Raw genomic sequence first — 14,670 nt, forward strand, 5'->3', positions numbered from 1 at the left:
TCATGCCATAGTCTTAAAATGTCCTATTTAACCGGTGAATTTGAATGTAAGCTGGATCCTAAATCAAGGATGATGATACCTGCTGGGCTCAAAAAAAAGCTTCCTGAAGCTGAAACTGAGGGCCTGGTGATCAATCGCGGATTCAAAAACTACCTGGTTATATATACTAAAACAGAATGGGACAAAAGGCTGGATGAACTGAGCAAACTTAACGAATACGAGGAAGATAACATAGAGTTTATCAGATATTTCACCCGTGGCGCTACTGAGCTTTCGCTTGATGCGGCCGGTAGGGTGTTGTTGCCGAAGTTTTTGTTGGATTATGCAGGTATAAAAAATGATGTAGTGCTGGCTTGTCAGTTAAATAAAATTGAAGTGTGGGATGCTGATGCGCATAAGACTGCGTTCTCCAATGAGCCGCAAAACTTTAGTGCGTTGGCGCAGCGGGTTATGGGTAATAAAGCAAGGAGGGGTGATGAGTGAGTATCATGTACCGGTTATGCTCGATGAGTGTATTGAGGGTCTTGCCATTAAAAAGGACGGAACTTATGTGGACGTTACTTTTGGTGGTGGCGGTCACTCACGTGAAATATTAAAACATTTGGGGCCCGATGGCACTTTGTTGGCTTTTGATCAGGATGCCGATGCGCAGCAAAATTTGATTGAGGACAAACGTTTTGTATTTGTTGATCAAAACTTTCGCTATCTCAAAAACTTTTGCCGTTTGCACGGCGCTATCCCGGTTGATGGTATACTGGCCGATCTGGGTGTTTCATCCTATCAGTTTGATCAGGCCGAACGGGGTTTTTCAATCCGCTTTGATGCGGAGTTAGATATGCGCATGAACCAACTGGGTGATCTTACGGCTAAGGATGTGGTTAATAACTATACGGTTGCGGAGTTACACCGGATTTTTGGCATTTACGGTGAGATTCAGAACGCGAAATCGCTGGCCGAAACTATCGCGACAGCTCGTTTAAACGCGCCGATAGTAACCATCGCCGATTTGAAAAATGCGATTAGCAACCGTATCCCCCGGGGTAAGGAAAATAAATACCTGGCACAAGTGTTCCAGGCGTTACGCATTGAGGTTAACCAGGAGCTGGAAGCATTGAAGGAGTTTTTGGTTCAGTCGGCAGAGGTTTTAGCTGTTGGCGGCAGACTGGTGGTAATGTCATATCATTCGCTGGAAGACAGGCTGGTGAAAAATTTCATCGCCAAAGGCAAGTTCAGCGGCGAGGTGGAGAAAGACTTTTACGGTAATAACAATAAACCATTGGATGCAGTAAGCCGTGGAGCTATAACCGCATCAGATGATGAGATAAAGAATAATAATAGAGCACGGAGCGCTAAATTAAGGATAGCTGTAAAAAAATGACAAATCGTTTGCGTACAGAAATTCAGGACGAAGAAGAATTAGAACAGGATCTTATCGTGGAGGAAAAACCTGCGCGCGAAATCCAGGACAATCTTTTTACCCAGTTTTTTGCCAAAGGCTTTATCACGAAAGAAACAGCCACAGGTGCGCTACCATTTATTATGTATATAGCCCTGTTGGGTATGATATACATTGGTAATATGCACCTGGCCGAAAAAACGATACGTGACATAGATGATATTACCAAAGAGGTAAAAGAGCGTGGCTGGGATTACAAAACCGCCAAAGCCGATATGGCCTTTAAAAGTACATTAACCGAGGTTGCTAAACGTGCCGATACCCTGGGGGTAAGGCAGTCTGTTGAGCCGCCGCAAAAAATAACAGTAAAGGAGGATCAGGATGGGAATTAGAACCAACATTCTGCTGCGGGTATATATCGCTTTCGGGCTGATATTGCTATTTGCTTTTGCTGTAGTAGTGCAGTTATGCCGTGTGCAATTTGTACAGGGTAAAAAATGGAAAGATATGGCAGCCAGTCTTTCGGCCCAGTATCAAACGGTTGAAGCTGCCCGTGGTAATATTTTCTCTGCAGATGGTAGTCTTTTAGCTACTTCTGTTCCGGAGTATGAGTTACACATGGATATGATGGCCGGCGGTATTGCCGAGGATAGCGTGTTTAATGACAACATTGATCAGCTGGCTATGAACCTGTCAAAAATGTATGGCGACAGAAGTGCCCGTGAATATTCCAGAATATTTCGCGATGCCCGCAAAGAGGGCTCGCGTTATCAGTTGTTAAGACGGCGGGTAAGCTATCAGGAATTAAAAAAAATCAAAGAGTTTCCGATTTTCAAAAAAAGGAAGACCAAAAACTGTTTGATTGTACTGCAGCAAAACAAGCGTATACGACCGTTTCACTCGTTGGCAGCCCGTACTATTGGATATAAAAATGAGAATGTAAAAAACGCTGTAGGCCTGGAGGGGGCCTATTCGTCTTATATCAATGGCGAGAATGGACGCAGGTTAATGCAGCGCATTCCAGGTGGAACCTGGATGCCTGTTGATGATGACGAAGAGATAGCCGCTAAAGATGGTGCAGATATCATATCCACCATCAATGTGAATTTTCAGGATGTGGCCCAGGAGGCGTTGATGAAACAGTTGACCAAAAGTGAGGCTGATCATGGTTGTGTGGTGTTAATGGAAGTAGCTACCGGCGAGGTGCGGGCAATAGCCAACTTTACCCGTACCAAGGAGGGGGACTACGAAGAAAGGATGAACTACGCTATCAGTAATGCTATTGACCCGGGTTCAACCTTTAAGCTGGCATCGTACATGACCTTGCTCGATCAGCATAAGATTGATACCAGTTCTATAGTAAATGCCGAAGGTGGTAAATACAAATTCCCGAAAGGGCCAACCATTACCGATACCGAGCATGATAACTATGAAATGAGTGTTAAACGGGCGTTCGAAGAATCATCAAACGTGGCGGCAGCTAAATTGGTGACCAGGTATTATCACGATAACCCGTGGGAGTATATCAATAAATTGTACAGTTATCATTTAAACGAAAGGTTAGGGTTGCAAATCCCGGGCGAAGGTAAACCGGTGATCAAAAATCCGTCAAACCGCAGCTGGAACAAGAACTACACCTTGCCCGAAATGGCCTACGGTTATGAAATGAACTTGACGCCACTGCAAATGCTGGCTTTTTATAACTCGGTACCAAACAATGGTAAGCTCATTGCACCCATTTTTGTGCGCGAGATACGCCGCCTGGGTAATCCGATAGAGCAGTTCCAGGCCCGGGTTATTAATGAGCATGTATGCTCGGACGTTACAGTAGGTAAATTGAAGGGAATGTTAGAGGGGGTGGTACTTAACGGTACTGGTAAAAATGTAATTAAAAACAAGCTTTATAGTGTAGCTGGTAAAACCGGTACGGCGCAAATAGCCGACGGACGTAAAGGTTATACTGCTCATAAAACATACCAGGCTTCTTTTTGCGGTTATTTCCCTGCCGATCATCCTAAATATTCCATGATCGTGGTGATCAATAACCCAACAAAAGGTAATTATCTGGCGGCCCTGGTTGCGGGTCCGGTTTTCAGGGAAATAGCCGATAGGGTGTATGCCAATGATATGGAGATAAACCAAAGTCCGGCTACAAATTTGGTGGGTAATACCAGTATGCCAAAAGTAAAGCAGGGTAATTTAAAAGCATTAAAAAAGGTGTACACCAAATTGGGTGTAAAACCGCTGTACGCTTCGGCAAATGCCAACACAGGCGGCGTTGATACCAGCAACGGTATCCCCTTTGAAGAAGTAAGATATAAGAATGGCACCGTTCCGGGAGTAACCGGCATGGGCCTTAGTGATGCCCTGTATGTATTGGGTAACGCGGGTTATAAAGTAACGGTACGCGGCAGCGGCGTGGTAACCACACAATCGGTTACCGGTGGCAGCCTCATACCAAAAGGATCACGAATAACAATTGAATTACAATGATGTATTTAAGTGATATACTGGATGGATTGGCTTTTACTGAATTACAGGGAAGCGCTGATGTGGAAATTACGTCTGTAACCTTTGATTCGCGCAAAGTTGAGCCCGGTTCATTGTTTGTTGCTGTAAAAGGCACGCTGGTTGATGGTCATGACTATATTGATCAGGCTATTAAAAGCGGTGCTATAGCTATTATTTGTGAAGATCTGCCCGCGCGTACCGTAGCTGAGGTGGACTTTCTGATGGTGGCCGATTCTGGTAAGGCATTGAGTATTGTTGCCGCCAATTTTTATGGACAGCCATCCGAAAAGCTTAAGCTGGTTGGTGTTACCGGTACCAATGGTAAAACTACAGTGGCTACTTTGCTGTACCAACTGTTTCGAGATTTGGGATATAAATGCGGTCTGTTATCAACTGTCGAAAACCAGGTCAATGGTACGGTAATTCCATCAACCCACACCACTCCCGATCCCATTGAGCTGAATAGCTTATTGGCAGAGATGGTGGAGCAGGGATGTGATTATTGCTTTATGGAAGTGAGTTCGCACGCCATAGCTCAGCACCGTATTGCCAACCTGGTGTTTTCGGGTGGGATATTTACCAATTTGACGCATGATCATTTAGATTATCATAAAACTTTCGATAGTTATCTGAAAGCTAAAAAGGCATTTTTTGATGGCCTGCCAAAAACCGCCTTTGCGCTTACCAATAGCGATGATAAAAATGGTAATGTGATGCTGCAGAACACCCAGGCGCATAAAAAAACCTACGGACTAAAAACTATGGCCGATTATAAGGCCCGTATCCTGGAAAATCAGTTTGAGGGCTTGCTGCTGCACATTGATAGTGAAGAGGTTTGGTTTAAAATGGTTGGCACATTTAACGCCTACAATTTGCTGGCGGTTTATGCCACTGCTATGTTGCTCGATCAGGATAAAGCTAAAGTATTAACCAGCTTGAGTAAACTGACGGGTGCCGAAGGTCGCTTTGAATATATAGTAGCGCCTAATAAGGTAATAGGCATAGTTGATTATGCCCACACGCCTGATGCTGTACAAAATGTACTGAGCACCATTCATGACATCCGTAAGGGTAACGAGAAAGTGATCACCGTAATTGGCTGCGGTGGCGATAGGGATAAAACGAAACGCCCGATCATGGCACGTGTAGCCAGCGAGTGGAGCGATAAGGTAATATTAACTGCCGATAATCCACGGACGGAAGATCCGGGTCAGATCATTAAAGATATGGAGGAAGGGGTTGATCCGGCTTTCAAAAGACATGCGGTGAGCATTGTTGATCGTCGCGAAGCAATAAAAACAGCCTGTATGTTGGCCAATCCAGGTGATATTATACTGGTAGCCGGCAAAGGGCACGAGAAATACCAGGAAATAAATGGCGTGAAAAATCATTTTGACGATATGGAGGAGTTGGAAGAGCAATTTAAGTTATTGTCATAGATGTGCAGATTTCAGATGTGCAAATGTGCAGATGAGGAAGAAGATGAAAAAATGACTGGATTGAAGTAATATAAAATGGATGAAAAGCCTAATCTGATAGTTGACCTGACATTTAAGTTCTCGTTGAAGATAATAAGCTTTACAGAAAAGCTGGAAACAGAAAGGAAATTTAATATGGCGAATCAGCTTTTTAGAAGTGGAACATCAATCGGAGCGAATATTTGTGAAGCACAGGGAGCACAGAGCAAGGCTGATTTTAAACATAAATGTAAAATAGCTTATAAAGAAGCCGAAGAAACAAGATACTGGTTAAGATTATGTCAACAAGCGGAAAGTTATCCATTTGAACAAGCAATGCTTGATGATATACAGTCAATAGTTAAAGTTTTAGGGAAGATAATTTCATCAACCAATTAATAAGTAACAAAAAAAATCAAAACATAAACCGCACATCTGCATATCTGCACATTTGAAATCTGCACATCTGCACATCTGCACATTGAAGAAGAGATGTTATATTATTTATTTACATATCTAAGTAAAAACTACAGTATTCCGGGAGCGGGGGTATTTCAGTATATCACTTTCCGTACGGCAATGGCTGTAATAACATCATTGCTCATTACCACGGTATATGGCCGCAGACTGATCGATTATCTGCGTTTTAAACAAGTGGGCGAAACGGTACGGAACCTGGGTCTGGAAGGTCAGATGCAAAAATCAGGTACGCCTACTATGGGTGGTATCATTATTTTATTGGGTATCCTGATCCCTACGTTGCTGTTTGCTAAACTGAGTAACGTATATATTATCCTGATGCTGATCACCACTGTGTGGCTGGGCGCTATTGGTTTTCTGGACGATTATATCAAAGTATTCAGAAAGAATAAAGAAGGATTGGCAGGCAGGTTTAAGATCATCGGTCAGGTAGGGCTTTCGCTGATCATCGGTTGGACAATGTATTTCAATACCGATATCGTGATCAGGCAGGAAGTAAAACCGCCTGTGAAGGTTGATGCCCCGGTGGAGTTCCATATGAAGAGGGATGTGCCGGTTTATACACAGGATGTGCGGTCGACAAAAACCACGATGCCTTTTTATAAAAACAATGAGTTTGACTACGCCAAGGTATTAAAATTCCTGGGTCCTGGTTATGAGCAATACGGACTGGTCGTGTTCCTGTTTTTTGTAATACTGATTATCACATTTATATCAAACGGAGCCAATATTACCGATGGTATCGACGGATTGGCCACCGGCACATCGGCTATTATCGGCATTACGCTGGCTATACTGGCTTACGTATCTGGTAACATTGCCATGGCCGATTACCTGAACATTATGTTTTTACCTAACTCTGGCGAGCTGGTAATATTTGCCGGTGCATTTGTGGGTGCTTGTGTAGGCTTTTTATGGTACAACTCGTATCCCGCACAGGTGTTCATGGGCGATACCGGAAGTTTAGCCATTGGTGGTATCATTGCTGTTTTTGCCATTGTGATACGCAAAGAATTATTGCTCCCGGTATTATGCGGCGTATTCCTGATCGAAAACATATCGGTGATTATGCAGGTAGGCTGGTTCAAATACACCAAGAAAAGATCGGGCGAGGGCAGGCGGATATTTTTAATGGCGCCGCTGCATCACCATTATCAGAAAAAAGGATTCCATGAAGCCAAAATCGTTACGCGCTTCTGGATCATTGGTATCATGCTGGCTATTATAACGATTATAACATTAAAGCTGAGATAGATTTTAGAACCAAGAGATAAGAATCAAGATATAAGACAAGAATTATAGTGCAATGAATCAACAGGGACACAAAACACAAAACTCATCACTCACCACTCAAATGTTAGCCATCCTTGGCGCTGGCGAAAGCGGTGTGGGTGCGGCATACCTTGCCCAGCAGCAGGGTTATGATGTTTTTGTTTCGGATTTTGGCGCTATTGCCGATAACTATAAAAAACAACTGCAGGATTGGAATATCCGTTTTGAGGAAAATCAACATACCGAGGCTGAAATACTGAACGCGGTTGAAGTGATCAAAAGTCCGGGGATCCCAGAAAAAGCTCCTATTGTTAAAAAGCTGCGTGAAAAAGGCATTCCTGTTATTTCTGAAATAGAATTTGCAGGCAGGTATTGCCATGCAAAGATCATCGGAATCACGGGCTCAAACGGGAAAACTACTACCACCAGCCTAACCTACCATATCCTTAAAAACGCGGGATTAAATGTGGGTTTGGCGGGTAACATTGGTAAAAGCTTTGCTTACCAGGTAGCTACTGAAAAATTTGAATATTATGTGTTGGAGCTAAGCAGCTTTATGCTGGATGATATGTACCGGTTTAAGGTTGACATTGCTGTTTTGCTCAATATTACGCCTGATCATTTAGACAGGTACGATTACAAGCTGGAAAACTACGCGGCATCAAAATTCCGTGTTACGCAGAATCAAACAACGGCTGATTATTTTATTTACTGCGCCGATGATCCGGAAACCATCAAAGGGATGACCAGGCGTATGTTTGAAGCACAGCAATTACCCTTTTCAATTGAAACTAAGATTAAACCGGGAGCATATCTCGAAAACGACAATATTGTCATCAACACACAACAAGAACATTTTCAAATGTCAATTAAAGAATTAGCCCTGCAGGGCAAGCACAACATTTACAACTCCATGGCATCAGGTATTGTATCAAAGGTGTTGGAGCTGCGCAACGAAACGATGAGAGAGAGCATGGGCAACTTTAAAAACATCGAGCACAGGCTGGAGTCGGTTGGCAAAATATCGGGCATTAGTTTTATTAATGACTCTAAAGCCACCAACGTTAACTCAACCTGGTATGCGCTGGAAAGCATGACTACTGATGTGGTATTGATCCTGGGTGGTGTTGACAAAGGGAACGACTACAGTATGTTGAAACAGCTGGTAAAGCAAAAAGTAAAAGCCATTGTGTGTTTAGGCAAGGACAACAAGCGTATCCATGATGCCTTTGAAGATGATGTGGAAGTGATCGTAAATACAGGTTCGGCGCAGGAAGCAGCACAAGTGGCATTTCACCTGGCCGAAAAAGGCGATACCGTATTGTTGTCGCCAGCTTGCGCCAGTTTTGATCTGTTTAAAAATTATGAAGATCGCGGCAATCAATTTAAAGCCGCGGTAAGGGAATTGTAGGTAAAGAGGTCCATAGTCTATGGTCGATAGTCAATGGAAAAAGAAAATAAGATCTATCGACCATGGTCCATGGACAAAAAATAAAAGTAAGGCAATGCACAGGATACTCAGTAATACAAAAGGCGACCGCTGGATATGGCTTATAGTCATATTGCTTTCTGTTATATCCCTGTTGGCGGTATACAGTTCAACCGGTACGCTGGCTTATAAGCGTGGCGTTGGGGTCGAGTCGATCCTGATGAAACACCTGGCTATGGTGGTAGGCGGTATCGCACTGATGTATATTTCCCATAAGCTCGACTATCGATATTACGCAGGTATCTCCAAGGTCATGATGATCGTGACTATACCTTTGTTATTATACACATTGGTATTTGGTAGTCACATCAACAACGCCAGCCGCTGGATCAATATCCCGGTAATTGGCTTGAGTTTCCAGACATCCGATTTGGCTAAACTGGCTTTGATCACTTACCTGGCACGTACATTATCGCGCAAGCAGGAAAATATTAAGGATGTTAAAGAATCCTTCCTGCCCATAATGGGTTCTGTTTGCCTGGTGTTTATACTCATCGCGCTGGCCAACTTGTCAACCGCGCTAATGTTGTTTGGGGTTAGTATTTTACTGTTGATCATTGGTCGTATCAGTATTAAACAAATAGCGGTGGTGTGTGTAGCCGGATTTATATTGTTAATGGGCGTTTTGTTCTTAGGGCCGCGCCGTCACATGTACGCTACTCGTGTAAGTACATTCCTGCATCCTGAGCAAGCTAAGCCCGATAAATCGTTCCAGTCTGACCATGCTAAAATAGCTATCGCCAGCGGCGGGATATTTGGCAAAGGTCCGGGTAACAGTACCGAAAGAAATTATCTGCCAGAGTCCTACTCCGACGAAATATACGCCATTATTATTGAGGAGTATGGACTTGTAGGCGGGTTTGCCTTAATTGGCATTTACCTGTTTTTACTATACAGGTGTATAAAAATTGTGACGAAGGCCCCCAAGGCGTTTGGGGCCTTGCTGGCTTGTGGTTTAAGTTTCAGTTTAACCATACAGGCGTTTGCTAATATGGCGGTGGCAGTGGGTTTAGGTCCAGTAACAGGTGTCCCGCTACCATTTGTGAGTATGGGGGGGACGTCGATATTATTTACCAGTGTGGCGTTTGGTATCATATTATCGGTAAGCCGTGATATTGAAGAACCCAAAAAAGTAGTGGTAGGAGAGATCAGAACGGCGTGAGCTTAATTAGTGAGTTGGGATTTTTAGGATTTAGAGTTTAGGTTTTAGAATTTAGTTTTTAGAGTTTATAAAAAATGGCAAAGAGAATAATAATTAGCGGTGGCGGAACAGGAGGACATATCTTCCCGGCTATTGCTATTGCCAATGCTTTAAAAAATATTGACCCAACTATCGAGATATTGTTTGTTGGCGCTAACGGGCGCATGGAGATGGAAAAAGTTCCGGCTGCCGGCTATAAGATCATTGGTCTGGATATTCAGGGGATACAACGTAAATCAGTTTGGAAAAATGTGATGTTCCCCATTAAGCTAATGAACAGTGTGCGCCGGGCGCTTAAAATTATTAAAGATTTTAAACCCGACGCCGCAGTAGGTGTTGGAGGCTATGCTTCGGGGCCGTTATTATACGCGGCATCGTTAAAAAATATACCCTACCTCATACAGGAACAAAATTCCTATGCAGGTATCACCAATAAGTGGCTGGGTAAAAACGCTCAAAAAATATGCGTGGCCTTTGACGGGATGGATAAGTTTTTCCCTGCCGAAAAAATTATTAAAACAGGTAACCCCATCCGCCGCGATTCGGTAAATGTGGCCGGTAAACATATGCAAGCCCTGGAATTGTTTAAGCTTTCGGCATTTAAAAAAACAGTACTCATAACCGGCGGAAGTCTTGGTGCACGTACGCTAAACAATAGTATAGCTGCCGGTTTAGATAAATTGATTGCCGCTGATGTGCAGGTGATATGGCAAACTGGCAAATACTATTATAAACAGATCATTGAAAAATTAGGTGAAGACCATCACCCCGATGTGAAGATCAGGGAGTTTTTAACCCGTATGGATCTGGCTTATGCCGCTGCCGATATCATTATATCACGCGCAGGGGCAGGTACTATTGCCGAATTATGCATGGTTAAAAAACCGGTGATCCTGGTGCCATCGCCTAATGTAGCCGAAGACCACCAGACTAAAAACGCGCTGGCACTTGTTGAAGAGGATGCCGCTATTTTTTTAGCCGACAGGGATGCCGAAGAAAAGCTGGTTGATAAAGCGCTTGAGTTGTTACACGATAGGAATTTACAAAAGAAACTGGGTACTAATATTGGTAAAATGGCTATGCCTGATGCCGACGAGGTTATTGCCCGCGAATTATTAAAAATAACAAGCCCCACCTAAATCCTCCCCGGCAGGGAGGACTTTAGAAAAGAGCGAAGTTAAAGTCTCCCCTTCCGGGGGAGATTTAGAGGGGGCTGAATAGTTAAACAATAAACAACAACAATTAAAATTATGGTCCTCCTTCTCCCCAAAAGAGGAGGGCCTTTTTTAAAATTAAAACAATGGAACTGCATAACATTAAAAGAGTTTACCTTATAGGTATAGGCGGCATCGGGATGAGCGGCCTGGCTCGTTATTTCCATCATTTAGGGTGTGTTGTTTGCGGTTATGATAAAACGTCTACAGACCTGACGAATGATCTGCATAATGAGGGTATACAAATCATTTTTGATGACCGGGCCGATTGGATTCCATTGAGTTTTCAGCAGCTCTGCGATGATACCCTGATTATTTATACACCGGCCGTTCCTAAGGATTCGGTTATCTTAAACTATTTTAAAAATAAGGGCTTCGAGTTGTTCAAGCGGTCGCAGGTTTTAGGGTTGATCAGTAAGAGCTCCTTTACTATAGCAGTTGCGGGTACGCATGGCAAAACTACCACATCAACCATGGTAGCACATATCCTGAAAGATTCTGGTAATGATTGTTCGGCATTTTTGGGTGGCATATCATCCAATTACCAGAGCAATGTATTGTATGGCAAAAACAATGTAATGGTGGTAGAGGCCGATGAGTATGACCGTTCGTTCCTTACCCTGTTTCCGGATGTAGCTATCATTACTTCAATGGATGCCGATCACCTGGATATTTATGGCGATCATGCTCATTTGACGGAATCGTTTCAGCTGTTCGCTTCACAGATAAAAAGTGGGGGTACACTGGTTCATAAAAAAGGGCTGCCTTTAGATACCGGTTATACTTACGCTATCAGCGATGTTACTGCCGATGCGCATGCAGCCAACGTACGCATTGAAAACGGTGATTTTTATTTCGATTTCATCAATGCCGATGTTACTATCCCAAACATCAGAATGGGCATAGCCGGCACGCATAATGTAGAAAACGCGGTTGCAGCTATCGAAGCTGTTTTGCGATTGGATATCAATACCGATGCTATAAAAAGCGCGCTTGGATCTTTCAAGGGTGTTAAACGCCGCTTTGAATATATCGTAAAAACACCACAGCATATTTATATTGATGATTATGCGCATCACCCTGAGGAATTAAGGGCATGTATATCCTCAGTAAAAAAACTGTATCCAAACAAAAAGCTGACCACCATTTTTCAGCCCCATTTATATACCCGCACACGTGATTTTGCCGAAGGCTTTGCCGAAGTGCTGGACATGGTTGACGAATTGATCATGCTGGATATTTATCCGGCACGTGAATTGCCTATAGAGGGCGTTAACTCAGAAATGCTGCTGAACAGGATGGAGCTGCAAAATAAACGGAAGCTAAGCAAACAGCAAGCGCTGGATGCGATAGCTCATGAAAAACCCGAATTATTACTGACCGTAGGCGCGGGTGATATTGATACTTTGGTAAACGCTTTAAAAGAAATATTGAGTAATGGATAAGAAACTCATTTGGAGGCGTGTGTTGATTATATCTGCCTGGGTAATTTGCCTGGGTGGGCTTATCACGCTCATGAGTTTTATTGAAGTAAAAAAGGCCGGTGTTATTTGTACGGCTGTAAAAGTTAACATACCCGGCAGTCAGTATTTTATTGACAAACAGGAAGTCGACCAGATCTTGCAAACCAGCAGTCATACGCTCATAGGGCGCAAACTGGAAGGAATCAATATACAGGACCTGGAGAACAAGCTAAGGGCGAATCCATTTATTGAATTTGCCAAGGTTTATACCGAAATGGATGGTGTTTTAAGGGTGGAAGTAAGTCAGCGTCAGCCTATACTGCGTATCATGAACCATTATGATATGGATTTTTATGTTGATCAGCATGGTTTAAAAATTCCGCTGTCGCCAAACTTTACCGCAAGGGTACTGGTGGCTAATGGCTTTATAGACGAGCTGTTTACCAACCACGTGGATTCATTGCATACCAAATTGGCCAAGGATCTGTTCCTGACTGCCGATTTTATTCGCAAAGATTCCCTATGGGATGCGCAGATAGCACAGCTGTATGTCAACAAAGATCACGAAATTGAACTGATCCCACGTGTTGGAAGCCAAAGAATATTGATTGGTAATGCCGATTCGCTGCAGGTGAAATTTGCAAACCTGATGGCGTTTTATAAACAGGTATTACCAAAAGTAGGCTGGGATAAATACAGCACTATCAGCATAAAATACTCCGGCCAGGTGGTTGGTATTAAAAATGAAAATATGAAGGCAGATTCGATCAAGGCAAGCAAGGCCAAAAACCTTAAGCCCGATTCTGTTAAAATGGAAAAGGATACATCTCAAATAAATTAGGAATATGGACAAAAGCTCAACTCAAGACAAAAGTTCGCCAATTGTAGTAGGATTGGATATCGGAACGACTAAAATATGCGTCATCGTTGGACGCAGGAGCAAGAACGGGAAGATTGAGGTATTAGGAATTGGCAAGGCCGAATCTGCGGGTGTTACCCGTGGTATGGTATCAAATATTGATAAAACAGTACAAGGGATTTCCCAGGCGGTTGATGTAGCCGGGGCGCAATCCAATGTAGATATTAAGGTGGTTTTTGTAGGTATAGCAGGCCAGCATATCAAGAGCCTGCAGCACCGCGGATTAATAACCCGTCGTGATCTGCAATCAGAAATTGGTCGTAAGGATATCGATAAGCTCATTGAGGATATGTACAACCTGGTGATGCCTCCCGGCGAGGAGATCATCCACGTATTGCCGCAGGAATTTACGGTAGATAATGAGCCGGGTATTAAAGATCCGATTGGTATGGCCGGCGTGCGCCTGGAAGCCAACTTCCATATTATATCCGGCCAGGTTACGGCTATTAAAAATATTGTAAAATGCGTTAACAAGGCCAGCCTGGATAGTCAGGATCTGATCCTGGAACCATTAGCTTCTTCCGAATCAGTATTGAGCGAAGAGGAAAAAGAAGCTGGTGTGGTACTGGTTGATATTGGTGGTGGTACAACCGACGTGGCCATATTCCACGAAGGTATTATCCGTCATACTGCGGTGATCCCTTTTGGTGGTAACAGCGTAACAGAGGATATTCGCGAGGGCTGCTCCGTGATGCGCAACATTGCCGAGCAGTTAAAAGTAAGGTTTGGATCGGCCCTGGCTGATGAAAATAAAGAGAACGAAATTGTTTGCGTACCCGGTTTACGTGGTCGTGAACCCAAAGAGATCTCGGTAAAAAACCTGGCTTACGTAATTCAGGCCCGCATGGAAGAAATTGTAGAACATGTGTACTACGAGATCAAATCATCAGGTTACGAGAAAAAACTGATAGCTGGTATTGTTATAACCGGTGGTGGCGCGCAACTGAAGCACTTGCGCCAACTGGTGGAGTTTGTTACCGGGTTGGATTGCCGCGTAGGTTACCCAACCGAGCACCTGGCCAAAAACGAAGTATTGCCAAAAAATATTTACGAGGAGCTGCAGAGCCCAACCTTTGCAACAGGTATTGGCTTATTAATAAAAGGTATTCAGAAAACGGAGTACATGACTGCAGCGCCTGCAACAGATACAAGAACTGAAAAACCAAAATACGAACCCAAGAAAGAAGGTGGTTTGTTTGACAGGTTACTGAAAAAAAGCATCACGTTTATAAAAGATGATATAAACGATGAGGACTTTTTGAAGTAGG

The 14,670-nt window shown here is 43.4% G+C and carries 13 protein-coding genes; all 13 read left to right on the forward strand.

What is annotated here, in order from left to right; genetic code table 11:
- Window positions 1–18 precede the first annotated feature (18 nt).
- Window positions 19–483: a division/cell wall cluster transcriptional repressor MraZ gene (gene mraZ, locus BW976_RS17405; RefSeq protein WP_076374754.1), complete on the forward strand. Its 465-nt coding sequence runs from the start codon at window positions 19–21 to the stop codon at window positions 481–483.
- The gene (rsmH, locus tag BW976_RS17410; protein ID WP_084192245.1) at window positions 476–1,378 is read left to right on the forward strand and encodes a 16S rRNA (cytosine(1402)-N(4))-methyltransferase RsmH; all 903 of its coding nucleotides are present in this window, start codon (window positions 476–478) and stop codon (window positions 1,376–1,378) included. The genes mraZ and rsmH overlap by 8 nt, the downstream gene beginning before the upstream one ends.
- The gene (locus BW976_RS17415) at window positions 1,375–1,788 is read left to right on the forward strand and encodes an FtsL-like putative cell division protein (protein WP_076374758.1); all 414 of its coding nucleotides are present in this window, start codon (window positions 1,375–1,377) and stop codon (window positions 1,786–1,788) included. Before rsmH ends, BW976_RS17415 begins: the two co-directional genes overlap by 4 nt.
- Entirely contained in the window at window positions 1,778–3,889 is a 2,112-nt protein-coding gene (locus tag BW976_RS17420; RefSeq protein ID WP_076374760.1) for a penicillin-binding protein, read from the forward strand. Before BW976_RS17415 ends, BW976_RS17420 begins: the two co-directional genes overlap by 11 nt.
- On the forward strand, window positions 3,886–5,346 hold the full coding sequence (locus BW976_RS17425; RefSeq protein WP_076374762.1) for a UDP-N-acetylmuramoyl-L-alanyl-D-glutamate--2,6-diaminopimelate ligase: 1,461 nt from the start codon (window positions 3,886–3,888) through the stop codon (window positions 5,344–5,346). Before BW976_RS17420 ends, BW976_RS17425 begins: the two co-directional genes overlap by 4 nt.
- Before the next feature lie 75 nt (window positions 5,347–5,421).
- Window positions 5,422–5,763, forward strand: coding sequence for a four helix bundle protein (locus tag BW976_RS17430; protein ID WP_076374764.1), 342 nt, complete (start codon window positions 5,422–5,424; stop codon window positions 5,761–5,763).
- A 93-nt stretch (window positions 5,764–5,856) separates the two neighbouring features.
- Window positions 5,857–7,098: a phospho-N-acetylmuramoyl-pentapeptide-transferase gene (mraY, locus tag BW976_RS17435; protein ID WP_076374766.1), complete on the forward strand. Its 1,242-nt coding sequence runs from the start codon at window positions 5,857–5,859 to the stop codon at window positions 7,096–7,098.
- Between the two features lie 52 nt (window positions 7,099–7,150).
- On the forward strand, window positions 7,151–8,527 hold the full coding sequence (murD, locus tag BW976_RS17440) for a UDP-N-acetylmuramoyl-L-alanine--D-glutamate ligase (RefSeq protein WP_076374768.1): 1,377 nt from the start codon (window positions 7,151–7,153) through the stop codon (window positions 8,525–8,527).
- Window positions 8,528–8,621: 94 nt separating this feature from the next.
- A complete protein-coding gene (locus BW976_RS17445) occupies window positions 8,622–9,767 on the forward strand; it encodes an FtsW/RodA/SpoVE family cell cycle protein (RefSeq protein ID WP_076374968.1) in 1,146 nt (381 codons plus the stop codon).
- Between the two features lie 74 nt (window positions 9,768–9,841).
- Window positions 9,842–10,945 (forward strand): undecaprenyldiphospho-muramoylpentapeptide beta-N-acetylglucosaminyltransferase, encoded by a 1,104-nt coding sequence (murG, locus tag BW976_RS17450; protein WP_076374770.1) that lies wholly within the window; start codon window positions 9,842–9,844, stop codon window positions 10,943–10,945.
- A gap of 161 nt (window positions 10,946–11,106) precedes the next feature.
- The gene (gene murC, locus BW976_RS17455; RefSeq protein WP_076374772.1) at window positions 11,107–12,465 is read left to right on the forward strand and encodes a UDP-N-acetylmuramate--L-alanine ligase; all 1,359 of its coding nucleotides are present in this window, start codon (window positions 11,107–11,109) and stop codon (window positions 12,463–12,465) included.
- Window positions 12,458–13,324: a cell division protein FtsQ/DivIB gene (locus tag BW976_RS17460; protein WP_076374774.1), complete on the forward strand. Its 867-nt coding sequence runs from the start codon at window positions 12,458–12,460 to the stop codon at window positions 13,322–13,324. Before murC ends, BW976_RS17460 begins: the two co-directional genes overlap by 8 nt.
- Window positions 13,325–13,328: 4 nt before the next feature.
- A complete protein-coding gene (gene ftsA, locus BW976_RS17465) occupies window positions 13,329–14,669 on the forward strand; it encodes a cell division protein FtsA (RefSeq protein ID WP_076374776.1) in 1,341 nt (446 codons plus the stop codon).
- Window position 14,670 lies beyond the last annotated feature (1 nt).

Source organism: Mucilaginibacter lappiensis (assembly GCF_900155965.1).
GTDB lineage: Bacteria > Bacteroidota > Bacteroidia > Sphingobacteriales > Sphingobacteriaceae > Mucilaginibacter > Mucilaginibacter lappiensis.